The following is a 21,673-nucleotide window of genomic DNA, read 5'->3' as shown; positions in this document are numbered from 1 at the left end:
ACACGAAAAAGCGCCTCGGTCCTTTACACCGAGGCGCTACCTGCAACACCCCAGCTCACCGAGCCACTGATACCGCAACCGCCCTCCCCCTCAGCGACATCAGTTCGGCGTGATGCCGGTGAGGACGGCGAGAACAGCGAGACGGATGCGGTTGTCCCGGCCCGTCTTCGCCATCAGGCTGGCCACGTGCGTCTTCACCGTGGTGACCCCGAGATGCAGCCGGTCGGCGATCTCCTTGTTGGACAGGCCTACGCCGAGCAGTCCAAGCACCTCTCGCTCGCGCGGGGTGATGGCCGGCGCCGGGAAGTCCGTAGGAGTGTCCGAGGAGGAACGGGTGTGGAGAGCCTGGGCGACGAGGCGGTCAAGGACGTCCCGGCTGAAGGGGGCCTCTCCGTTGGCGGCCCGGCGTACTGCCTCCAGGAGTTCGGCCGGTGGGGTGTCCTTGACGAGGAAACCGCAGGCTCCGGCCGCGAGCACCGGATACAGATGGTCGTCGTCGTCAAACGTGGTGAGGGCGACGACCCGGGTGGCAGGGCGTGCGGTCAAGATGCGGCGGGTGGCCGTGATGCCGTCCATGCCGGGCATTCTCAAGTCCATGAGGACGACGTCGGGAGTCAGGTGTTCCGCCAGTCGTACCGCCTCCGCGCCGTTGTCCGCCTCGCCCAGGATCTCGATGTCCTGCGCCTGCTCGAAGAGCATGCGCAGTCCCATTCGGACGAGCTGCTGGTCGTCGACGACGAGGATGCGGATCACAGCTGGGGCTCCATGTCGGATGCGAAGGCGGGAAGTTCGGCCGTGAGCCGCCAGCCCTGAGCGGCGGGGCCCGCATCCAGTCGGCCGCCGAGCAGGTCCACGCGTTCACGCATGCCGATCAAGCCGTGTCCGGAAGGGCCGGAGGCCGGTGGCCGGGCCCTTCCGGCGCCGTCGTCGTGGATCGTCACGTGAACGGCATCATCGGCCACCCGCACGGCCAGCTCGGCGTGTGCGCCGGGCCCGCCGTGCTTGGCCGCGTTGGCCAGGCCCTCTTGGGCCAGGCGGAGGACCGCGAGGCCACGTACCGCGTCCAGCCGCGCGACGCGGGGATCCACGGAAGCGGTTACGGTCAGGCCGGTCTGGCGGCTGTGTTCCACCACCGACTCCAAAGCCGCCGGCAGAGCTCCGGGCTCGACCAGGGAGCCGGTGCCGGGACCGGTCCGGTCCGGGGCTCGCAGTACGGCGACCAGGCGCCGCAGATCGGTCAGTGCCGCACCGGCACTGGCGTGCAGGTCGTCGAGAACGTCGGTGATCCGCGGATCAGTGGTGCTGGTGGCTGCGGTGACGTGCCGGGCAACACCGACGCGCAACACCATGGAGGAGACGTGGTGGGCCACGAGGTCGTGCAACTCGCGTGCGATGGTGGTGCGCTCCGCCGCGCGGGCGGCCAGCAGCTGTTGTTCGGCACGAAGTTCCTGCTGTTCCGCGTGTCGACGGGCATGCACCGCAGCGTCGCGGGTCACGCGTACGTACGCGCCCAGGAGCAGCGGCAGGCCTGCGACGATACCCATCTTGTAGAGCACCGGCAGGAGTTCGCCGGGCAGGTCTTCGAAGCGGTTCACGGCGACGGCAAGTGCCAGTCCCGTCGTCCCGGCGGCGAGGCAGCGTCCGGACTGCTGTACCGCCAGCTCGAAGAGAGTAACGGCGGCCAGCACCTTCAACGAAGGAACGATGCTCGCGCCCAGCGTGTGTGCGGCAACGAGCAGGACCGACTGCGCCAGGAGCGCACCGAACACCCATTTCCCCGCGGCCAGGCACAGCACGAGCCCGGCTGCGGCGAGGCTCCAGTCTCGTGCCCCGGAGGGCCGCTGCAGCAGCAGGAAATAGCCGACCATTACGCCGGCAAGCGCAAGGATCCGCATGCCGGCGAATCTTCTGTCGAACGCAGGCTCAATCCAAGCTCTGTTCACACGCCCACGATAGGCGGACGCCCGTGCGCCCGGGTCCTGCCATGGGAGGAGGCCACCTCCTCCCACCGGCCGCGATGTCCGGCCCGTGGAGGGAGTCGGGAACCCGGGTCGGGCGGCAAGAGTGATCGTCATGGATACCAATGCGCATACGGGCACGAGTGCCAACGCAGACGCAGAATCCACCGCCATGGGGCGGCGGTCCCTCCTCGGTGGTGCGGCCGCTCTGGGGCTGGGGAGCGCGGCCTTCGGCACCACCGCCCACGCGACCGGCGCCCAGCCGAGGTCCCGCACCAAGGCCGGCCGCTTCCAGGGAAAGTCCGTGCTCATCACGGGTGGCACATCCGGCATAGGCAGGGCGGCAGCGAAGGCGTTCGCCCTTGAGGGCGCCCACGTCGGATTCTGTGGCAGACGAGCCGAGTTGGGGCGCCAGGTGGAACGCGAGATCCGGGACGCGGGCGGCGAAGCCACGTACATCGAGGCCGATGTCCGCGTGGACGCCCAGGTTCGCGGCTTCGTCGACCGAGTCGCGAGCCGTTACGGCGGCATCGACGTCGCCTTCAACAACGCCGGCATCGGCGGCGGCAAACTACCCCATGAGATGAGCGTCGAGGAGTGGGATGACGTCCAGGCCACCAACGCCCGGGGAGTGTTCCTCGCGATCAAGTACGAGATTCCGCACATGCTCAAGGCGCAGCGCGGCGTCATCATCTGCACCTCGTCATCAGCGGCCGAACAGGCGCGGCCGAACGGCGCCGCGTACACCGCAAGCAAGCGGGCGGTGCAGGGCATGGTGAAGTCCGCAGCCCTCGCGTACGGACCCAAGGGAATCAGGCTCAACGCCCTGCTGCCCGGCACCACCGATACCCCCTTCGTCCGCCCGCCGGGAATCCCGGACGCGGACTGGGTGAAGTACAAGCAGGCGTGGGGACCGCTCAACGTCGACGGTCTCGAACGGATGGCCGAAGCCGAGGAGATCGCGCGCGCGGTGCTCGGGCTCGCGTCCGACGACTTCCCCTACATGACGGGTGCGTCGATCACCGTGGACGGCGGAAGCACCGCGGGCCGGAAGATGATCCAGCCGAGCGGTACGTGAGGCTGGGGCTTTCCCCGGAGGGGCGCGGAGTCATCGGAATGGCCCTCGACCTCCTCACCGGCACAACCCCGGACGCCTGGCCGGGCTGATGCTCGCCCGCTCCGGCGAAACCGCACCGGGGGTATCGCCCACGCCGCCGCGGGTTCACCACTCCTCGTGCGGTTCGGGAAGCACCAGATCCGTCCAGCAGTCCGTCTCGCACACGCGACAGCGCGGGGTCTCCACCAAGATGGCGGAGACCCCGCGCCGTGCGGCCTCGGCACAGCTCACAGGCAGCGATGTTCACCGAGGCGGACGTCATCAAGGCCGTCCGCTGGCGGTATTGACTGGCTACTCCTCGGGCTCCCAGGCGATCAGCTGCTCGAACACCTGCTGGTCGCCCTCGGTCTTCAGGTCGCTCAGCGTGAGGCGGCCCCAGACGAAGAGGAGCAGCTGCTCGGCCGTGCCCGTGGCCGAAGCGGAGGCGGGCGCGGCGTCGTCCGTGAGGGGTGCGGGCCAGGCGCCGGTGCCGTCCAACGCGAGAAGCCAGGAGCGGCCCTCGGTGGCGTGGTAGTGGATGGTCGCGGCCTCGTGCGGCCAGGCCGCCGGGGTGGAGTTGCAGGTGTCGAGAAACTCGGCCACGCCGTCGATCGCGACGTCCGTCGGCATCGGCTGCACGGCGCCTGCGGCGAGCTGGGCCGTGATGGCCGGCAAAGCCGCGTTCTTCCTGTTCCTCTACCTGGAGGTCCTGGACGCGTCCTTCTCCTTCGACGGCGTCATCGCCGCCTTCGCGATCACCAACGACATCGTCCTGATGTCGCTCGGCCTCGGCATCGGTGCCATGTACGTCCGGTCGCTGACGGTCTACCTCGTCCGCCAGGGCACCCTCGACGACTACGTCTACCTGGAGCACGGCGCGCACTACGCCATCGGCGCGCTCGCCGTGATCCTGCTCGTCACCATCCAGTACGAGATCAACGAGATCATCACCGGCCTCGTCGGCGTCATCCTGATCGCCTCGTCCTTCTTCTCCTCGGTCCGGCGCAACCGCAGGCTGGCGGCGGCCGAGGCGAAGGACACGGGGTCCGACGAGAAGGCCGAGGTCTCCTCCGGCGTCTGAGCCGGGCCGCCGGCGCGGATGGATCGTGCAGGAGCGTGCCAACGGCCGGGAGGCCGGCCGCCTCACCGCCAACCATCTACGTGAAGCAGCCGGTGTTCTTCCACATCCGGCTTATCCGTCTTGACGGGGGCCGCGGGCTGCCCGAGCTGATGGAGGTGCTCGGCCGGTTCACCCCAGTCGCCCAGGCATTGCCGCCTTCGGCCGCGATCGCGCAGATGTCCGGCGCTCGCGTACCCGGAGCCGCGGGGTCGCGCTGATGGCCCAGACCGTCTACAGCAGGCAGGCGCCGATGGGCCAGCGGTGAGCGCCCGCTACTCCAGGCTGCTCCCGAGACCGTTGGACAGCCGGACTCTACGGTCTACGTGACAGCTTCCTGACCTTCGATGATGGAAGTCAGGCCGTCGAGGAGTGCCTTGAGGCCGAATTCGAAGAGCGCGTCGAGACGCAGGTCGTAGCCGTCCTTGAAGGATCCGACCACCTTGGCGAAGGTCGGGAAGCGGCCGGATTCCACCAGTTCTTGGAGGGCGGGGGCGCGGCTGTCCATCCACTGGTCTTCCGACTGGCCAGTGGCGGCTTCGGCGTGTGCCTCCATCTCAAGGTGCACCGCCAGGCCCTGGACATGGCTGTAGATCAGGACGTGGATGTCGAACAGCGTCGTGGGGTCGAGGCCGTGGCCGTCGAGGGCGCCCAGCACCCACTCGCCGTGGACCATGAGATTGGGCACGAGCAACGGGCGTGTGAGGGAGCCGAGCTGGGCCAGCCACGGGTGCTTGCGGTACAGGCTCCACAGGGTCCGGGCGCCCAGCTCGATGCGGGTACGCCAATCCTCGGGGGCGTCCGCACGGTAGGAGTCCTCGCCGTACGCGGCGTCGGCCATGTGCAGGACGAGGTCTTCCTTGCTCGGGACGTACCGGTAGGTCGACATCGCCGCGACGCCGAGCCGGGCCGCGACGCCGCGCATGGAGAGCGCCGAGAGCCCTTCGGCGTCGGCGATCTCGATGGCGGTACGGACGATCCGGTCGAGGCTCAGCTCCTGCTCGGGGTCCGGGGCGGGTGACGGGCGTCTGCGGGCCGGTGGGGCGGGGGCGGTTCCGGCGACGACCGTGCCGATCCGGGGCCTGGCCTCGACAAGTCCCTCCAGGCGCAGGGTGGTCAGGGCCTTGGTGGCGGTGGCGAGCGCGACGCCCCATTCCCGGGCGATCTGGCGGGTCGAGGGAACCCGGTCCCCGGGGGCGAGTTCACCGTCCGCGATGCGCCGCCGGATCGCGGCGACGATGCGCAGATAGGGCGGATCACCGGCTGCGCCTGTGGCCTTCGTCACGTCCTGTCGCCTTCCTGTCCTGTACTAGGGCAGAGGGTAGCAGCAGCAACGTCGAACGGAAGGCGTCTGCCCTAGTACACGTCGTGCATTTCGCTGGTTGAAGGGGCTGTGCGTACGGCGTACGTTCAGAGCGCGTACACCGTACGAAGCACTAGAGGAGCTTCCCATGCAGACCGTACTCATCTCCGGCGGCGGCATCGCCGGGCCCGCCCTCGCCTACTGGCTGCGCCGCCACGGTTTCGCGCCCACCGTCGTCGAACGCGCTCCGGGCCAACGCCCCGGCGGGCAGGCCGTGGACATCCGCGGCGTCGCGCTCGAAGTCGTGGAGCGGATGGGCCTGCTGGAGCAGGCAAGCCGCGTACGGACCCGGATGCGCGGCATGTCGATCCTCGACCCCGACGGCCACGAGGTCGACCGCTCCACCGAGGCGACCTTCAGCAGCGGCCGGCTCGACAGCGAAGACATCGAGGTGCTGCGCGAGGACCTGGTACGGATGGTTTACGAGCACACGCGCGCAGGCGTGGAGTACCTCTTCGGCGACAGCATCACCGCGCTCGACGAGGACGAGACCGGCGTGCGCGTCGACTTCGCACACGGGCCGTCCCGCGTCTTCGACCTCGTGGTCGGGGCCGACGGCCTCCACTCCACCGTACGGCGCCTGGCCTTCGGTCCGGAGGAACGTTACGCCCATCACCTGGGCAGCTACCTCTCGGTGTTCAGCGCGGACAATTTCCTCGGCCTGGACGACTGGCAGATGTGGCTACGGGACGGCGACATGGGCTTCGGCATCATGCCCGTACGCGACAACACCGAACTCAGGATCGCCTTCGGCTTCGAGTCCGCCCCCTTGCCCACGACCTCCGCGACGGCGCTGCCCTCCGGCAGCTCGTCGTCGACAAGCTCGCGTCGATGCGGTGGGAAGGGACCCGCCTGGCCGAGGCCGCCCGGAAGGCGCCCGACTTCTACTGCGACGCCATGGCCCAGATCCGAATGGACCAGTGGTCGCGGGGCCGGGTGACCCTGCTCGGAGACGCCGGCTACTGCCCTTCCCCCTCTCGGGGCAGGGCACCAGCCTGGCCCTCGTGGGCGCCCACGTGCTGGCCGGCTGCCTGGCCCAGGCCAACGGCGACCACCGCGCCGCGTATGCCCACTACGAGCAGCGGATGCGCCCCTTCGTCACCCTCAACCAGGCCCTGGCCACCGAGAATCCCGGCGGACCTGCCTCCGAGGCATCCCTCGGGCACGCCAAGAACGCACTCTCACTGGACAGCTGATGCCCTGTCCCGCACGGAGACCAAAGCACGCAGGAACCTACGGGGCGAGTGCGAGTGGGAGGGTACGGGAGCGTTCGGGGTGGGCGGCGTGCAGGTAACGCACGGCGGTGGCGGGAGCCAGTCCAAAGAGACGGATGAGGTGGACGGGGTCCTCGGTGTGCCGGGCTTCGTCGAGGAGGGAGCAGTACCGGATGGTGGCTCTGGATGTGCCACCGGACGCGGACCTGCCGCAGATCCGCAAGCTCCGGGAACACGGCGAGGCAAAGGAGCGGTGGCACTGTGAGAAAGGGTGCGTCACCGCCGCCTAGAGGGCCATGGCTGCGGGATGAGTGGGCTGGGGGCTCCTACATGGCCGCGTCCGCAGGACCGCTAAAGGTTGTCCCGTAACGGCGGGACGCAAGTGAGATGTCTCTCATGCCGTCCGTGTGCTCGCGACCACTGACAACGCCCGCGGCGGACCAGTAACGCCCGTCTGGACCTGCCCCGGGCGGGCAGCGACCACCAGCGGGCGCCGGCGGTGCTGAGATTCCCGGAAGGAAACGGCGACCCCGGGCACTCGCCGAAGGCCGGCCGACGCCGGGCGGGGAAAAAGTTGGTGTGCGGGGCCGACAGAACCGGGTAACGTCTTTGTCATGTTCTTCCAGGCGCCGATTTACGAGTGAGAGCGTGACGGGCCCCTGCTGACGTCCTTCGACGTCGCCGCCCGTCCCCCACCGATGAATCCGTAGATCACTTCACATCATTACCGGAGAACCCGTGACCGAGAGCAAGAACATCAACAACCCCGTGGGCCAGGGCGGCGGCCAGCGCAAGAAGCTGTCCCGCGCCGAACGGCAGAACAACGGTCCGCACCGCAACCTCGACGCCAGGATGCGGCCGACCGGAAGGCGGAGCTGGTGCACAAGATGCGCGAGAAGGCAGGCGCAGCCGAGGGCGCCGGGCAGGCGGGCGAAGACACCGCACAGAGCTGACGCACCGCCGCCGCAGGGCGGCACCGCACGGGGCAGGGCCCGGACCGCGACGCGCGGTCCGGGCCCTGCTTCCGTACCGGGGCTCTGCTGTCGTACCGGGCGCGCCCGGTCCCGCTCAGCTCTCGGCCACCTGCTCCATGAACCAGTGCATGATCGCGTAGGGAATGACGTGCTCGTCATGGCTGTGCCCGGTAGGTGACGGGGTTAGAAGGTTCGGCCTGCACGAGGACGGCTTCGCTCGGCTCCAGGCACCACGCGTCGTCGGGCAAGGCGTAGTGGTGCTGGACAGCATAGTGACGTCCGGCGTGTTCTCGCAGCTCAGGCATGACCTCCGGCTGCGATAGCTGTCAGGCCTACGGCCTTTCCTTCGGATCGTCTGGCTGACCAGATGAAGGTGGCGGCGAGGTGGAGTCCGGCGAGTCAGATGGTCGCGGTCTTGTCGTAGCGAGTGGCCAGGCCGCGCCACTGCTTGAGCTTGGAGCGGACTCCCGGCTTCCGGCGGGCCACCGCCACCGGACCGATAACTCCCGGCAATGCCGCCGCACCGCGGTCCCGGGTGCGTCCGCCAAACAGCATAACCACACCCCGCACGTGGGCGAGTTCCACGGCCTGGAGCGGACGAGTACTAGCTTGTGGGACGGCGGCGGCCGCGTCCCGTTCATACGTGGCACGCGGCCGGCACCCGATCCAGCTAGGCCATGTCTCCCCGATCATGAGCGGACCATGATGGCGGCGAAAGTGACCGCTGCCTGGGAGGAGTGAGCGAGGTGTGGCTGGCCGTCAGATGCTGTGATTGCCGGTTGTGAGTTCGGGTTGTGGGCTTTGCCGTAGGAGGCGGTCGCCGATGGCGTGGACGACGGCGAGGCCGATGACGAGGATGGCGATGCCTGCGAGGATTTCGAAGCCGCGCTGTTCGGCTTCGACGGCGACCTGGCCGGGAGAGGCGAGTGCGAGGACGAGGGCGAAGGTGTAGAGGCCGTACATGAGCCAGTACGTGGCGGCCTGAGTGAGAGCGGCGATGAACGCTGCGGTGGCGATGGCCGAGGTGACCCAGACGGACGGGGCGAGGATCGCCACGGGCAGGGCGGCCGCGGCGCCGGCGGCGGTACCGATGGCCTTGCCCCGGATCCGGTCGCGTTTTCCTGTGACGATGTACAGCGCGAGGATGATGATCGGCTCCGGCACCCAGTAGGGCTCGGTCCACCCGAGCCCGACGCCGAGTGCGGCCCCGGCACCGAGGGCGGCGCCGAACACGAGCGCCACCACGGCGGCCACCTTGACGGGCAGGCGGTCGCCTTCGATGACGGGGGCGATGCCGAAGCGGTGTGCGATCACGATGCCGTAACCCACACCGAGGGCGGCCATGATGCCGGAGATCAGCGCGTCGGTGCCGGACGGCGTCGGTGCCGCGAACGTGGCAGCGAAGGTGAGCATCAGCAGCGGCGGGAACCAGCCGAAGCCGATCCCCGCCCCCACGACGGCACCGGTCACCGCGAGGAACGCCACCCACCACCAGCCATAGGCGGTGAACGCGCCCAGGCCGACCGCGACCCCCGCCGCGGGGGCGAGGTACAGCATGCGACGGGTTCCGCCCAGCTTCGCCCCGACAACGCCGAGGAGCAGTCCGAGGAACACAGCCCGGGCACCCAGTTGCCCGGCAACGATCCCGGCCACCGCGACCGGCAGCACGATCGCCACCACGACAGCGCCGAGAATGTGCAGCCACCTGCGGGCGCCCGACTGCTTGACCGGGCCCGCTGCCACGTCCGGCTTACCGCCGTTCGCAACGTCCCCTTGCTCAGCCTCGCCCACCGCACGACCCTTCTCGCGTCCGGGGCTGGGGCCGGTTCACTCGCCTGCCCGGCTCTGCGGTCACCCTACGCAACAGGGCGTCCCCGGCCGGCGAACGCCACTGATGCATCCGGGTGCTGGCAGGTCGCGGTCGGCGCGGTCGCAGATCGTTCATCAGGGACTCCTTTCTACACAGCACCTATCCTTTCGGGTGCCACCTGCCCTGCCCCGAGCCACGCCTCTCCGATCATGTGACCCGTTAGCTTGATATGACTGGTCGTGGGGATCTGGCCGACGGTGAGTGGAAGCGGCTGGAGCCGCTCCTGCCGGTGAGTAACAGACGTTGTGGCAGATGGCGGGACCACCGGCAGGTGATCAACGGGGTCCTGCACCGGGTGCGGACCGGCGTGCAGTGGCGTGACCTTCCCGAGCGGTTCGGCCCGTGGAAGACCGTCCATAAGAGACACCTGCAGTGGTCGGCCGACGGAACCTGGGAACGACTTCTCCAGCAGGTCCAGGCCGTCGCGGACGCCAAGAGCACCATCGACTGGGCCATCTCGGTCGATTCCACAGTGATGCGCGCCCACCAGCACGCAGCCGGGGCCCGCACAGCCCCTCCGCCGGCGTCCTCAAAGGGGGCGGCAGTGGCGGAACACCAGATCGATCCGGCGTGGACGGGCCTGGCCGGCCACCTGGCGGAGGTGGTGCGGCAGGCGAGGCCCTGGGCCGCTCCCGCGGCGGGTTCACCACCAAGGTCCACCTGAGTGCCGACGGCAGGTGCCGCCCGCTGTCCCTGCTGATCACACCCGGGCAGCGGGCTGACTGCACCCAGTTCGAGCCGGTCATGGACAAGATCCGCGTCCACAGGATCGGCACCGGGCGCCCGCGCACCCGACCCGACAGCGTGAGCGCCGATAAGGCGTACAGCAACCGGCGAACGCGGGCCTACCTGCGGAAACGGGGCATCCGGCATGTGATCCCGGAGAAGGCCGACCAGGCAGCAAACCGCGTCAAGCTCGGCTCGCGCGGAGGCCGCCCTCCCGGCTTCGACAAGGAGCGATACAAGAAACGCAACGTCGTCGAGCGGGCGATCAACAAGCTCAAAGGCTTCCGCGCCGTGGCTACCCGCTACGACAAACGCGGTCACGTCTTCCTTGGCACCGTCACCTTTGCAGCCGTCATCATCTGGCTCCGCTCATGATCGGGGAGACATGCCCTAGTACGTCGAGCGGGTTCCCCGAGGAGGACGGATGTCGAGCTCACCGCTGCCAATCTGCGAGCACGCCAAGGCCGGCCTTGCAAAGGCCGAACAGGAGACAGCTCGCACGCGGAAGGAGCTGGACGACGTCGAGCGCAAGCTCCACAAGTTGGAAGCCGCACAGCCCCTGAACACGGCGGCGATCGAGGCCCAGAAGGCCAAGTTCAACCAGGCCCGGGCCAACTCGCTGGCGGCAAAGAAGAACGGTCGCGGTTGGGCCGTTTCCTTCAGATCATCGGATCGTTGGTGTGCCGTTGACTGACGCCCAGTAGGCGCGGATCGAGCCGTTGTTGCCGGACCGTACACCTCGGCGGGGTGGGCGGTGACGTGATCACCGGCAGGTGATCGACGCGATCGCGTTCAAGTACCGCACCGGCACGCCCTGGATGGACCTGCCCGAGCACTTCGGGTCATGGAAGGGCGCCCGCGTGAACGACCGCCGCGTGGACGAGGCCACGGGCGAGCGACAGCGGTTCTCCTTGAGGATCCTTCCGCCAAGGTGCAGAAAGTCGCCGAAGATCTCCGAGGTACTGCCTCTGCTCTCCCTGCACGGCTTGTCGTCCAGGGACTTTGTGCCCGCCCTGGAGCACTTCCTCGGCGCCACGGCCGGGTTGTCGGCCGCGATGGTCGACGGTGACCGGCAACCCGGCAGCGGGGCTCGCGATGGTGTTCAAGCTCGTCGAGACCGCCCAAGCCCGATGGCGCGCGATCACCGGCGCCCACCTCGTCCCGCTCGTCCGCGCCGGGGCCCGCTTCGAACGCCGTCAGCTCGTCGAACGCCCCAAAAACCTCGCAGCATGAACGTGCTCAGCTGACACACTGAGGCCGAAGCGCAGCACCGCACAGAGGACCCAGACGCCCATGCTGAACCCACTCGACGCACCAGCCGCGGTGTCAGACGCAGCCGAACTGCTCGAGGAGCTGCTCGACGACTGCAACCATGTGTCGTCCATCGAGCTGCTCCATGTAGTCCCGGTGGCTGGGATGACACCCGGTCATGACTGGATGAAGGATCTCGCTCAAGCCGTGTACGACGCGGGGGCCAGTGGACACCAGACGTCGGTCGCCCCGTTCGAGTCACCACAGGCCTGGCGGGACATCCTCCGCCGACAGGTGACCGACGGCTTCATGCAGCCCGCCAACAGGTGGCCACACGCCAACCTGCGCACACCCGCCGAGATCCGGCTGACAGGCGAACTCGCCGATGGCATCGCCGACCTCATCGAAGCCCATCTGGGGCCCGTCCGAAGCTCCGGCGACGTCGACGGCCCGCGCACGGGCATGGGCGCCATATGGTCGCGCAGCCTGCTGTTGGTCACCAGCGACTGGGCCACCGTCCTCTTTCTCGGAGTTGATCACTGACCGAACACGTCCCCGTCAACTGCGGCCGCCGCCTCAGCGGCTCTCATCGTCCACAACTCTTGACAATTGCTCCCGAGCCGGATTCGAGGAACCGCCTCCCGTATCGCACCAGGTGCCGAGGCTGTCCACGGTCGCCCCTACCAGGGCCGAGGCGACCGATTGCTCGCGGCGCTGGCTCAATCGCGCGCGGACGCTTCCTGGAAGCGCCCCCTCACTTGCGTGCTTCTGGCTGAATGGCAGCGGCTTGTCCTTGGCCAGCCCGAGGTGTCGTTCCGACAAGGCGACCCCTCCGCCACGGGTGGCCGTGAACGCTACGCGCTTACTCCGTACACCCAGCAGACCCGGCTGCCCTGGTCTCCGTCCCCATCCGCTCGACCCATCATCGAGCGACCAGAGCCCGTCACTGAGAACGCAACCTCCCAGCAGGTTCTCTTGACCAGTCTGGCCGGGAGTTGAGCACGTATATCGGCTCTGTCGTCCGGCGGCTTCACGGACGGCGGCCCGGCGGTAGGCCGACCTAAAATGGCGCCATGGAATTCTTGCGCGAGGACGGCTACCGGCTGCTGCTTGCTTCTGTCGGGCTCCTCGCCATATCGGTATCCGTCGCACTCTCGGTGCGGACCTGCAGCCGATGGCTGCTCGCCTGCAAGACGTTCAACGAAGGGCTACCCGCCGAGGGCAGAGTGCTGGATGCCTATGTGCTACCGGGAGATCAGGGCCGGGCGGGCCTGCAGCACGTCATCGTGGGCTTCCGCGCGGCCGACGGGCGCGAGTACCGGCTCGACATCGACACCGACCGGCGACGGCCCCTGGGCGCGCGGGTACGAATGCGCTATCTCCCGTCGAGCCCGGAACGAGCAGTCCTCGTCGAAGCGGGCCGGGGCACCGTGCGCACAGTGCTGACCCTCCTGCTTCTGGTGGGTCTCGGGCTGGTCAGCGTCCTCCTCATGGTGCTGGGCCTGCTCTAGCTCTTGCTTCCGGCAAGCGCGTCAACCCGCACGGGCCGACCGCCCAAGCGATCGACTCCTGGCGGCCACCCAGTTCGTGACGTGGCCGGCCCCCGTTTCCCTGCGACTCGATGGAAGACCGGTCTCCCGGAGTGGCCAGGAGGCAGCAGACCTGGAGCCAAGCCTTCTTCGACAGCTGTCGGGCAGACGGGCGCTCCCGTCCCCTCGCTCAGCCGATGGGGACGACGCGGGCCCACGCGGGCGGAGTGTCAGGGATGTAGTCCGGATCTTCCTCGTTCACGGCGCGGGTAGCTCGGGGGAAGAGGCCGACGACCGTGCGGCAGGGCGGCTGTGCGGAGGGCCAGGGCGTCTGTCCGTCCGTCAGGGCGACGATCACGTCCGGGCGGGGGCGGGAGCGGAGCGCACGGGCGAAGCCGGACCGCAGGTCCGTACCGCCGCCGCCGATCAGTTCGAGGTTCTCGGCCCGGCACAGCGGTACGGCGACGCCCGCCGCCGCGTCGCAGGAGATCACCGAAACCAGGTCGCGACGCCCGCCCACCGCCCGTGAGATCGCCGCCACCTCCAGCAGCGCGCCGCCCAGCTCGGCGTCGCTCACCGACCCCGAAGTGTCGATCACGACGCAGACCCGGGGAGGCATCCGGCGCAGGCTCGGCAGCACGATGCCGGGAACGCCGGCGGAGCGGCGGGACGGGCGCCGGTAGCTGTGGTCCTCGCCCGCCCCCGGTGCGCCCGCGGCCGCACGGAGTGCCGCGCCGAGCAACTGCCGCCACGGTTGCGGAGGGTGGAAGGCCTCGTCCGCCCAACGCCGCCACCCCTCCGGAGCGTCCCCCGGCCGGCCGGTGATCGCCTCAGCCACCCGGAAGCGCACCGCGTCGCGCTGCTGCCGGCTCAGCCCGTGCGCTCCTTCGGGCCCCAGCTCCCAGGGCCGCGCGTGCCCGTCGGCGCCGCTTCCGCAGTCCAGCCAGGCCAGCCGTGGTGTGCGGCCCGCCATCGAGAACCGCCGCAGGTACTCCTCCATGAGCAGCCCGTCGGGCAGGCCCAGCATCGCCGGGAGCACCGCCCCCGCCGGCACCGCCAGGCCATCGCCGTAGATGTCGTCGTTGATCTCGAAGTCGGCCGCAACGTTCTGCCGCAGCCGCTGCCCCGGCCCTTGTTCCCCGTGCTCCCTGGCGTACCGCGCGCCGCGTTCGTGGTGGTCCCGGAGCAGGTGGGAGACCTCGTGCACCCAGACGCCCGCCAGCTCCACCAGTGGAGTGCGCGACACGAAGGACGGAGAGACGTAGCAGCGCCAGTACGCGTCCACCGCCATGGTCGGCACCGACCGGTCCTCCACCACGTGGAGCGCGAAGAGCGCACCGGCGAGGTACGGTCGGACGGCGACCGCGTGCAGCCGCGCGGCCAGCAACTTGTCCATGTCCAGCGGGACTACGGGGCCGGGCGGTGACCCGGGAGGTGCGGCTTGCACCGGCCGCGGCGGCGGGGGCGGGGACATCGGGCGCGGCAGCGGGCGCGGCCGCGGCTGCTTCACGGCCCCGGTCATCGGCGCCCACCCGCCGCGCTCTTGGCGCCGGCGGCCGCCGCGGTGCGGGCCACCGAGTCCTCCGCCCGCTGGGCGAGGCCGACCACCGCGGCGAGGCGCTCCACCGTCTCCGGTACCTCCCAGCCGTCGCGCCGCAGCGCGGCCAGCGCCTTCGCCGGGGCGACCAGCAGATCCGGTGCGCCGGTCTCCAGCGCCCTTACCAGCACCGCCCAGCCTGCCTCCCAGCGCTCCCGCTCCGGGCGCGCCCCGACGGCGGCGACCACCGCTTCCAGCGTGGCCTGGCGCAGGTCGCCGCGCTCGGGCAGTTCGGCGGCGCCGGGGTCGGCGAGCAGGGAGTCCGGGTCGGGCAGCTCCATGCGGTCGATGTGGGCAAGCAGTTCGAGGCCGGGCCCGTCCCCGACCGCACCTCGGACCAGCAGCGCCAGCACGTCCCGGGAGACGGACGCCGCCGTGCCGAAGGCGAGCAGGGTCATTGCCGCCTCCCAGCTGCGAGGCGAGGGCCAGGCGCCACCGCGCCGCGTCTCGGTGGTCGGCAGCCGGTGGATCAGCGTCGGCCGGGCGTTCAGGAAGCCGCACACCGCACGGCGGGCGAACGCCACCGCCTCCGGCAGTCCCGCTGGGTCGAGCCGGGGCAGTTCCGCGCGCGGCCAGACCCCACCGAGACCGCGCACCACCACGTCCCGGTCGTGCACCCAGTACAGGTGCACGAACCGGTTCGCCAGCGGCGGGCTCAGCTCCCAGCCGTCCGCGGCCGACGCACGCGGATTGGCGGCGGCCACGATCCGTACGCCGGGCGGCAGTTGCAGCGCGCCAACCTTCCGCTCCAGGACGACCCGCAGCAGTGCGGCCTGGACGGCAGGGGTGGCGGTGGACAGCTCGTCGAGAAAGAGCAACCCCCGCCCGGCGCGCACCAGTTCCACGGCCCACTGCGGCGGGGCCATGGGCACGCCGTTCGCTGCCGGGTCCTCGCCCACGATGGGCAGCCCGGAGAAGTCGGTCGGCTCGTGGACGCTGGCGATCACGGTTGTCAGCGGCAGATCGAGGGAGGCGGCGAGCTGGGTCAGCGCGGCCGTCTTGCCGATGCCGGGCTCGCCCCAGAGCAGTACGGGCAAGTCGGCCGCGACGGCCAGGGTGAGCGCCTCCAACTGCTCGTCGGGGCGCGGCTCTGTTGTGGTCGTCCGCAGGAGGGTCAGGAGGTCTTCGGCGAGGGAGAGCTGCGTGCGGCCGGCCGGGGGCGGCATGGGCACGGGCATGGAGAGGATTGTGCTCGAACTCATGGGCATCACCTGGGTGTTTTCGGGGACGGGGGCCCGTCCTGGATGTCGACGTCGTTCAGCGGCGTACGACGGCGTGGGCGCCGTACGTGCGGTACGCGCAGTACGTGCAATACGTGCAGGGGTCGCGTCCGGTTGCCGGGGTTAGGTCCGGTCCGGCCGGTTACTGGTCCGGTCGGTTACCGGTCTGAGTCAGGTACGGGGGGCGGTCGGACGAGGCCGTGCGGCCGACCGGGCCCGCGGACGCGGGCGCTGCGGGCCTTCAGCTCTGCTGGCCGGTCCGGGGCCGGGCACGGCTGCCCCGCTTGCGGCGCATCTCCCACGGCAGACGGCGGTCGAGTCGTGGCCGGTAGCCCGCGTCCCCCGTCGCAGCCGCGGCGGGGTGCACCGGTACCAGCCCCGAGCGGAAGAGCCCGTGGTCGAGGCGGCCGGCCACCGCCGCTTCCAGGGCCTCCCGCAGGGGCCCTTCGCGCAGGACGGCACCGGGACCGAGCAGCCCTTCGACCACGGCCAGGGCCCCGGTCACGTCGCCGTGGCCGAGCCGCTCACGGACGGCGGGCAGCGCCTCGGGGCTGCGGTGCACCGTGTCGATCGCTCTCAGACAAGGTAGTCCAGGTCCTCCGAGCGCCATGAGCAGTTCCTCGCGGGCCAGTTGGGCCGGATCGTGGTCGACCGCCGTCAGCGTCCCGTTCCGCAGCGCGATCCGGTGGACCTCCCCAAGCACTCGACCCGGTGCGGATCCGTGGGCCCGGGGGCCGAGTCGTCCGCCGGTCTTCCGGGGCCGGGCACCGCCACCGGACCGGAGTCGGGACCCGCGAATCCGGGCGCGGACAGCGCTGCCGCGACCAGCGGGTGCAGCCGTTCGGCATGGAGCAGCCCGGCCCGCAGCAGCTCCAGGTCCGGAAGCGTCCAGGCTGCGGCCTCCGGAAGCACCGGGAGCGCCGCGATCTGCTGCGGCGGCAGCACCTCCCGTACCGGCCGGAGGACCGGGGCATGGCTGTCGTCGGGGGCGACGAGCTCGAGCACGGAGTGGCTGCGCGCACCGAGCCGCACGGTGAGGGCCCCGCGAGGACGGCCCTCGGCCCGCAGGAGCAGTTCCGCCTCGTCGGCCCAGTGGTGCGGCGGCCACGAGGGATCGCGGCCGGCGGGCCGGTGCAGTGCGTCCGCGCCGCACCTCTGTGCCAGTTCGGCGCTGCGCGTGGCGTCCCAGAGGTGGCGGTGCAGATCGAGACGGAAACGCCGGTCGGGGTGGGGGTGCGGATGGTGCTCGGGTGCGCCGTCCCGCGGCTCTTCCCAGAGCGCCAGGGACATCCGCTGGCCTGCGTCCGCCCAGGCAGGCGGCGTCCGTACGACGAGCTGCGGTGCCGCGGGGCCCGGGTCGCCGTAGCGGGCAAGCGAAAGGGTGAGGCCTGGCCGGAGCCGCCCGTCGGGGGCGATCCGGGGCATGTTCCAGCGCAGTAGATCCGGCGCCAGTCGGCGCAGATCAGCCCGGATGCGGGTGGCGAGGGCGGTGCCGTGGCGGTCGCGCACGGCGCGCAGATCGAGATCGACATCGATTCGGGCGACGGCGCAGGCCCCGGCCCAGTCACCGGCCGTGCGGCGCGCGGTCGCGTTCTCGATCATGGACGGTGGCACGGCGTACTCGCGTACGCGCTGCCACATCAGCAGGCGGGCGGGAATCGGTTCCGCGAAGTGAGCTGCCATCAGCACTCACCTTGCGCGGACGATTCCCCCAATCCGAAGGAGGGAATGTTGTTCATCACCGGCATCATAAGCACCTCCCGGATGATCTGTCAGCCACAAACCGTGAGGCCCGCGCCTGTGACGTCTGCTCTCCGTCTTCGCGGTGGCGTTTCTGCCGCGCTCCCGCAACACCTTCACCAGCTTGGCGAACCGCTCGATCCGCAAGCCCGTGAACGTCTCCACCCGCACCGACTCAGGCGGCTGGTGCCGGATGAGTTGTGGGTGCTGTTCCAGGGGCGAGGTAGTCACTTGAGACAGCCCGGCCGTGGACGTAGTGACCGTTCCAGGCCCAGAAGTCGGCAGCGATGAGCGACGCGTAAACGGTCAGGGCGCTCCGGATCCCGTGCAGCTCTGTAGAGACACCGCGCTGGTGATCGCGGCGAGAACGACGAGGTGGGGCCCATAGGTGCCCGGCTGCTCCCTCATGCGCATGGCGTCACCGTGGTCGGCGTGCGGACCGGGTGGCATGCCGGTTTTCCGGGCGCCTGTGTCCCTGCACGGGGTTCCAGCCGTCCCTGACACGAAGAGCCCCGCTACACGTGCGGCGGAAGCGCTGTCCGAGAGATCCTGGCGCTGCCGCCCCGCCCGCCGAATCCGGCCGGGGGCGGCAGCCCGACTACTGACCCCAGAGCGCTCTGGCTACCGGACCTGACCCGCACCCCCCATGCCGGCACGAGCTGAATCCGACCTACCGGCCCGTCCGTCCGGCCGGCCTGGCTCACGTGCCGAGCTGCCGCTTGCGTCCGGTCAGTTCGTGACCGGCCACTCCAGCGGTTCCCCATGGAAGCCTTGCATCAGCTCGACCGCGACGGGCTTGCGGCCCTCCGGGATGAGGAAGGCGGTGCAGATCTTCTCCGACTGGCCCTGGGTCAGCTGCCTTTCCGAGTCCGGCTCCGGGCAGTTGGGCCACTTCGCGTCACCCATCATGACGAGGAGGGCACGGGTTCGCTGGCCCGAGTCCGTCTTGATGACCAGGTCGTCGTCCATGTCGCTGATCTCCATGGCCGCGCCGCTCTTGTGGGTGAGCGTCGACCAGACGTAGACGGGTATCTGGGGGCCGTCCTTGTCGTCCTTCTTCAGGCCCGAGTTGTCCATGTCGGCCTTGGTGCCGGTCTTCACCTCAGTTGGCGTGACCGTGAACCGGAACCGGGCGACTGGGAGCTGGAGCTGCTGCCCTTCCCCAGGCCTATGTCACTGCAGCCCGGTCAGCGCCACGGCCAGAGCCACAGCCCCGCCGCCGCCGGTACGGCACGACTCCACACACGCATCTCCATCTCGCTTTCCCATCGGATTTGGATGTCACGACAACCGTCCGGCCGGGACATCTCGCCCGCACAACCGGAACCACGATCTTCGCCGATCCTGCCAGGAAAAAATCACTGCCCCGAACACTTGCCCGACACCCTCAACAGTCGCAACGACCTCGCCCGAGTCGGATCACAGGAACCATCCGGGCGTGCCGCTCGGCGGCTTTGGGGTAATCTCCGGCGCCGTAGGCGCGGAGGAGCAACGGGCCGCTCTACGGCTGCCGGCTCCCTGGTCCCTCGTCGTGCACGATCCTGCACCCGGATGGCACGAAGAGTCGGCGATCCCGCTGACGGAGGAGCAGAGCCTGACGGAGACCGCCGTGCGTACAGGCGGGGCAGTGGGGGCAGTCGGCTACACGCAGGCCTCGTTGAATCCGTCTACTACTCACGTCGATATGAGTAGCCGCCCCGATGTGACGCACACGCCCACCCCTACCCTCTAAACCATGAGCTCTGTTCAGCCCGCTACCAGCGCAGTTGCGCCCCGCTTGAGTGTGCGCCTCCTTCGTATGGCGCTGGTACTCGGCGGCGTCGCACTCCTGTTGTCCATGTCCTGGGGCGGGTACCGGTTGTGGAACGGTGAACCGTACCCAGAGGTCGACCCGAACGTGGTCGCCATGCGGCTCAGGGAGGAGGCCGAGCGCGTAGAGGAAGACCTGGACGGGCGGTCCCGCTTCGAGGCCCATAACGTGGACACGGGCGCCTGCTACTACCGCGGGCTCCGGTCCGTCGCTCACATCGACGAGGCTCGCCAGGACGTGCGCAGCTTTGGACTCGACTGGAGTACTACGGACGTTCCGCGGACCACCGCTCGTGCCAGCCAGGAACGCGTCCGCGGCCGACTGTCAGAACAGGGCTGGAAGCTCACCAGCGAGAACATCTCCGACATGGGTTTCCGCTTCGAGCATCCGGGCACCGGCGACAAGGTCGATGTGGACTGGTACGAGCCGACCGGGACGCTCGCCGTCAGAATCCATGCGCCCTGCGGGAAGGTCCCCGACGGTTTCGACGAGTAGGTCCACCATAGGTCCGCCCCGTGGGCCCCTACGCCAAGGCAGCTGGACAAGGCGCAGACGATCGACCAGGCGCGGAGACGATCGGCTCGCGAATGCGGCCAGAAGGCCCCGCGACGTCAGGCTCCGGAGTCTGCCGGCTTCCGCTGTGACTCCGGGAGCCGGGCGTCCATGTTGGGTGGCCCGCTCGTTCACCGCCGGGCCCTGCCCCTGACCCGGCCGCGGTCACGGCCGGACCGGGCGGTTGAGCGCCAATGACGCCCGGCGCGCAGCCAGTGCCCGCACCAGCGGGTGTCCGAAGCCCAGCCGCTCGATGACGTCTGCCAGGCGCATCTCCAGGAGGTCCTGGTACTCCTGCAGGCGCTCCAGCCGCAGGAGCAGCGAAAGCACGCTGGCGGCCGCCATCAGGGTTTCGTAGTGGAGACGTCCCAGGCTTCGGTCCGCGAACGCAAGGGCTTCCTCGGCCTCTGCCAGGGCCGTCTCGGCATCTCCTCGCGCCTGCAGCGCGTGCGCCATCCGGTAGCGTGCGGAGACCATGACCGGATGTCCCGGACCCAGAGCGGCGCAACCCCGCTCGATGGCCTCCCGGTAGCCGGTGACAGCCTCGTCGTAGCGGCCCTGGTCGCGTAGGGCCGTGGCGCGTTCGACGAGCGCGGCGACGGCCTCCTGGGTGGGCTCGCCGGACGATCCGGCGAACCGGGCGATCCGCTCCTCCACCTCGGTGAGGTCAGCGGTCCGGCCTGTGCCGCCGCGGTCCTTGCGCGCCTGGAAGAGGGCGGCGCGCACGGCGATGGTGTCCGTGTCGTCCTCGCCGAGGGCGGCCTCGAACTCGGGCAGTACCGCCTCCCACAGGGTGACGGCGTCGTCGCGGCGCCCGGCTCGCCGGGTGATGACGGCAAGGTTGTTTCGGGCCATCAGGGTGCGCCGGTCGGCGGGCCCGAGCTCTTTGGTGCGGTGGGCGATGAGGCCCTCCACGATGCGCGCGGACTTCTCGTACTCGCCGAGGGTCAGGTAGATGCCGCCGAGGTTGTTGTAGGCGTCCCACACGTCGGGGTGTTCGGGGCCGAGCTGCGCGGTACGGGACGCGATGACCTTCTCCAGCAGCCGTGCACCTCGCCGGTGTTCGCCGACCTGGTCGTACACCGAGGCCAGGTTGGCCTGCACCGACAGCGTTTTGGGCGCGTCCGGCCCCATATGCGTCTCGGCGGTTCGGGCGACCCGCTCGGCCAGGGGGACGGCAGCCGACCCCATCCGGTTCTCCAGCAGCAGCACGACGGCCCGGCTGAGGAAGGTGGCCCCCTCCGGAGTGTCGTCCTCGGGCCGGGTCAAGGCGGTCCACCGGGTGAGGTGGGGCAGCAGGTGCAGGCAGCGCGCGGTCTCCCCGGGGAGCCGGGTTCGCCCAGGTGTGCCTGGAGGATGCGGAGGGCCAGGTCCCGGCCCTCTGTGCCGAGGAGGGCGTGCATCTCCCGTCGAGTGGCCTCGGGAAGTGTGAAGCCGCCGTCCGGCCGGGAGGTCACCAGCCCGGCGGCGCCGAGGGCGGACAGCGCGGCAGGGCCTGGTGAGCCGGCGGGGACGGAGAGCAGGTCGACGGGGATCGGGTCGCAGTCGAGCCAGGACGCCACGGCCAGTAGGACGAGGGCGTCACCGCTCAGCGCGGCCAGTCTGGCGGGCAGTTCCCCGGGCGGGGTGCTCGGCGAAAGCTCTCGAGGGGGCCGA

The 21,673-nt window shown here is 70.1% G+C and carries 18 protein-coding genes and 6 pseudogenes; 13 read left to right on the top strand and 11 right to left on the bottom strand.

Translation table 11 applies throughout. The features are described from left to right. Positions 1-99: 99 nt before the first annotated feature. Positions 100-753: a response regulator transcription factor gene (locus JIW86_RS38130; protein WP_257558889.1), complete on the bottom strand. Its 654-nt coding sequence runs from the start codon at positions 751-753 to the stop codon at positions 100-102. Next, a complete protein-coding gene (locus JIW86_RS38125) occupies positions 750-2,075 on the bottom strand; it encodes a sensor histidine kinase (protein ID WP_257558888.1) in 1,326 nt (441 codons plus the stop codon). Before JIW86_RS38125 ends, JIW86_RS38130 begins: the two co-directional genes overlap by 4 nt. Between JIW86_RS38125 and JIW86_RS38120 the strand changes: the two genes are divergently transcribed. Further along, on the top strand, positions 2,074-3,036 hold the full coding sequence (locus JIW86_RS38120) for an SDR family NAD(P)-dependent oxidoreductase (RefSeq protein ID WP_257558887.1): 963 nt from the start codon (positions 2,074-2,076) through the stop codon (positions 3,034-3,036). The two genes, JIW86_RS38125 and JIW86_RS38120, sit on opposite strands and share 2 nt — an antisense overlap. A 330-nt stretch (positions 3,037-3,366) precedes the next feature. Here the strand turns inward: JIW86_RS38120 and JIW86_RS38115 are convergent, their stop codons facing one another. After that, a complete protein-coding gene (locus JIW86_RS38115; protein ID WP_257559604.1) occupies positions 3,367-3,684 on the bottom strand; it encodes a hypothetical protein in 318 nt (105 codons plus the stop codon). A gap of 31 nt (positions 3,685-3,715) precedes the next feature. Here JIW86_RS38115 and JIW86_RS38110 point away from each other — a divergent pair. Both JIW86_RS38110 and JIW86_RS38105 read left to right on the top strand, forming a co-directional pair. Further along, positions 3,716-4,135 (top strand): annotated as a pseudogene (locus JIW86_RS38110) (DUF475 domain-containing protein); the annotation flags it as partial. 80 nt (positions 4,136-4,215) lie between these two features. Further along, positions 4,216-4,392, top strand: a complete 177-nt coding sequence (locus JIW86_RS38105) for a hypothetical protein (protein ID WP_257558886.1) — start codon at positions 4,216-4,218, stop codon at positions 4,390-4,392. A 101-nt stretch (positions 4,393-4,493) separates the two neighbouring features. Here the strand turns inward: JIW86_RS38105 and JIW86_RS38100 are convergent, their stop codons facing one another. Further along, on the bottom strand, positions 4,494-5,456 hold the full coding sequence (locus JIW86_RS38100; RefSeq protein WP_257558885.1) for a TetR/AcrR family transcriptional regulator C-terminal domain-containing protein: 963 nt from the start codon (positions 5,454-5,456) through the stop codon (positions 4,494-4,496). Between the two features lie 166 nt (positions 5,457-5,622). Between JIW86_RS38100 and JIW86_RS38095 the strand changes: the two are divergent. Beyond that, positions 5,623-6,730, top strand: a pseudogene (locus tag JIW86_RS38095) (FAD-dependent monooxygenase). Positions 6,731-7,486: 756 nt separating this feature from the next. Continuing rightward, a pseudogene (locus JIW86_RS38090) lies at positions 7,487-7,701 on the top strand (DUF6243 family protein). Between the two features lie 780 nt (positions 7,702-8,481). On the opposite strand, the gene JIW86_RS38085 reads toward JIW86_RS38090, so the two are convergent. Next, positions 8,482-9,513, bottom strand: coding sequence for an FUSC family protein (locus JIW86_RS38085; protein ID WP_257558884.1), 1,032 nt, complete (start codon positions 9,511-9,513; stop codon positions 8,482-8,484). A 248-nt stretch (positions 9,514-9,761) separates the two neighbouring features. On the opposite strand from JIW86_RS38085, the gene JIW86_RS38080 reads away from it, so the two are divergent. The 7 genes and pseudogenes from JIW86_RS38080 (at position 9,762) to JIW86_RS38055 (ending at position 13,080) form a co-directional block, all read left to right on the top strand. Beyond that, a protein-coding gene (locus tag JIW86_RS38080) for an IS5 family transposase (protein ID WP_416237645.1) occupies positions 9,762-10,693 on the top strand; the annotation gives its coding sequence in 2 pieces (ribosomal slippage) (positions 9,762-10,197 and positions 10,197-10,693; 933 coding nt in all). Between the two features lie 49 nt (positions 10,694-10,742). After that, positions 10,743-11,012, top strand: a complete 270-nt coding sequence (locus JIW86_RS38075) for a hypothetical protein (protein ID WP_257558883.1) — start codon at positions 10,743-10,745, stop codon at positions 11,010-11,012. Between the two features lie 79 nt (positions 11,013-11,091). Next, positions 11,092-11,166: pseudogene (locus JIW86_RS42250) on the top strand (hypothetical protein); the annotation flags it as partial. Further along, positions 11,167-11,379, top strand: a pseudogene (locus JIW86_RS38070) (IS256 family transposase); the annotation flags it as partial. It abuts the pseudogene before it with no gap. Positions 11,380-11,383: 4 nt separating this feature from the next. Further along, entirely contained in the window at positions 11,384-11,551 is a 168-nt protein-coding gene (locus tag JIW86_RS38065; protein WP_257558881.1) for a hypothetical protein, read from the top strand. A 60-nt stretch (positions 11,552-11,611) separates the two neighbouring features. Next, positions 11,612-12,112: a hypothetical protein gene (locus tag JIW86_RS38060; RefSeq protein ID WP_257558879.1), complete on the top strand. Its 501-nt coding sequence runs from the start codon at positions 11,612-11,614 to the stop codon at positions 12,110-12,112. 530 nt (positions 12,113-12,642) lie between these two features. After that, entirely contained in the window at positions 12,643-13,080 is a 438-nt protein-coding gene (locus JIW86_RS38055; protein ID WP_257558878.1) for a DUF3592 domain-containing protein, read from the top strand. A 208-nt stretch (positions 13,081-13,288) separates the two neighbouring features. Here JIW86_RS38055 and JIW86_RS38050 read toward each other — a convergent pair whose 3' ends face one another. The 4 genes and pseudogenes from JIW86_RS38050 to JIW86_RS38035 form a co-directional block, all read right to left on the bottom strand. Continuing rightward, positions 13,289-14,494 (bottom strand): DUF2201 family putative metallopeptidase, encoded by a 1,206-nt coding sequence (locus JIW86_RS38050; RefSeq protein ID WP_257558876.1) that lies wholly within the window; start codon positions 14,492-14,494, stop codon positions 13,289-13,291. Between the two features lie 122 nt (positions 14,495-14,616). After that, positions 14,617-15,897 (bottom strand): AAA family ATPase, encoded by a 1,281-nt coding sequence (locus JIW86_RS38045; protein WP_257558875.1) that lies wholly within the window; start codon positions 15,895-15,897, stop codon positions 14,617-14,619. A 259-nt stretch (positions 15,898-16,156) separates the two neighbouring features. After that, a pseudogene (locus JIW86_RS38040) lies at positions 16,157-17,598 on the bottom strand (hypothetical protein). Positions 17,599-18,384: 786 nt separating this feature from the next. Next, entirely contained in the window at positions 18,385-18,756 is a 372-nt protein-coding gene (locus JIW86_RS38035; RefSeq protein WP_257558874.1) for a hypothetical protein, read from the bottom strand. Between the two features lie 697 nt (positions 18,757-19,453). Here JIW86_RS38035 and JIW86_RS38030 point away from each other — a divergent pair. After that, a complete protein-coding gene (locus JIW86_RS38030) occupies positions 19,454-19,960 on the top strand; it encodes a hypothetical protein (protein WP_257558873.1) in 507 nt (168 codons plus the stop codon). A 222-nt stretch (positions 19,961-20,182) separates the two neighbouring features. Here JIW86_RS38030 and JIW86_RS38025 read toward each other — a convergent pair whose 3' ends face one another. Beyond that, complete coding sequence (locus tag JIW86_RS38025; protein WP_263862081.1) at positions 20,183-21,286, bottom strand: tetratricopeptide repeat protein; 1,104 nt, start codon at positions 21,284-21,286, stop codon at positions 20,183-20,185. Further along, positions 21,283-21,579: a hypothetical protein gene (locus JIW86_RS38020; protein WP_257558872.1), complete on the bottom strand. Its 297-nt coding sequence runs from the start codon at positions 21,577-21,579 to the stop codon at positions 21,283-21,285. Before JIW86_RS38020 ends, JIW86_RS38025 begins: the two co-directional genes overlap by 4 nt. Positions 21,580-21,673: the final 94 nt, after the last annotated feature.

Source organism: Streptomyces sp. NBC_00162 (assembly GCF_024611995.1).
In the GTDB taxonomy this organism is placed as follows: Bacteria; Actinomycetota; Actinomycetes; order Streptomycetales; family Streptomycetaceae; genus Streptomyces.
The sequence above is the reverse complement of the archived record's forward strand: the minus strand, read 5'-3'. Positions and strand labels throughout refer to the sequence as shown.

Bases quoted from the DNA above. Each gene is read 5' to 3' on its own strand.
- JIW86_RS38125 (WP_257558888.1), bottom strand. From the start codon at position 2,075: ATGACGATCACTCTTGCCGCCCGACCCGGGTTCCCGACTCCCTCCACG.
- JIW86_RS38050 (WP_257558876.1), bottom strand. From the start codon at position 14,494: ATGGACAAGTTGCTGGCCGCGCGGCTGCACGCGGTCGCCGTCCGACCG.
- JIW86_RS38060 (WP_257558879.1), top strand. From the start codon at position 11,612: ATGCTGAACCCACTCGACGCACCAGCCGCGGTGTCAGACGCAGCCGAA.
- JIW86_RS38030 (WP_257558873.1), top strand. From the start codon at position 19,454: ATGGCGCTGGTACTCGGCGGCGTCGCACTCCTGTTGTCCATGTCCTGG.
- JIW86_RS38120 (WP_257558887.1), top strand. From the start codon at position 2,074: ATGGATACCAATGCGCATACGGGCACGAGTGCCAACGCAGACGCAGAA.
- JIW86_RS38115 (WP_257559604.1), bottom strand. From the start codon at position 3,684: ATGCCGACGGACGTCGCGATCGACGGCGTGGCCGAGTTTCTCGACACC.
- JIW86_RS38075 (WP_257558883.1), top strand. From the start codon at position 10,743: ATGTCGAGCTCACCGCTGCCAATCTGCGAGCACGCCAAGGCCGGCCTT.
- JIW86_RS38055 (WP_257558878.1), top strand. From the start codon at position 12,643: ATGGAATTCTTGCGCGAGGACGGCTACCGGCTGCTGCTTGCTTCTGTC.
- JIW86_RS38045 (WP_257558875.1), bottom strand. From the start codon at position 15,897: ATGAGTTCGAGCACAATCCTCTCCATGCCCGTGCCCATGCCGCCCCCG.